General features: G+C 67.0%; 1 protein-coding gene. It reads right to left on the minus strand.

The genetic code is table 11. The features are described 5' to 3' along the window. Positions 1-539, minus strand: a 539-nt coding sequence (locus WFK61_RS26065; RefSeq protein ID WP_336814949.1) for an efflux RND transporter permease subunit, incomplete at both ends; no start/stop codon positions are given.

The following is a 539-nucleotide window of genomic DNA, read 5'->3' on the forward strand; positions in this document are numbered from 1 at the left end:
TTCAGATAGCCGCGGCCACGCACCATGAACTCGAACTCGCTGAGCTCGACCGTGCGTCCGCCGACGTCCATGTTGCTGCTGCGCACCGCCTCGCGCAGCGTCGCCAATGAGACGCCCTGGGCGCGCAGTCGCACTGGATCGACCACGATTGCGTATTGCTTGACGAAACCGCCGACGCTGGCGACCTCGGCCACCCCCTCGGCACGCGAAGCGGCGAAGCGCACGACCCAGTCCTGTAGGGAGCGCAATTCCGCCAGGGTCATGTTCTTCGCGATGACCGCGTACTGGTAGACCCAGCCCACCCCGGTCGCGTCCGGCCCGAGCGTCGGCGAGACACCCGTCGGCAAACGCCGGGCGGCGGCATTGAGGTATTCGAGGACGCGCGAGCGCGCCCAATAGGGATCGGTGCCGTCCTCGAAGATGACGTAGACGAAGGAGACGCCGAAGAAGGAGAAGCCGCGCACGACGCGCGCCTTCGGCACGGTCAGCATCGAGGTGGTCAGCGGATAGGTGACCTGGTCCTCGATCACCTGCGGCGC

The organism is Allobosea sp. MMO-172 (assembly GCF_037147855.1).
Lineage (GTDB): Bacteria > Pseudomonadota > Alphaproteobacteria > Rhizobiales > Beijerinckiaceae > Allobosea.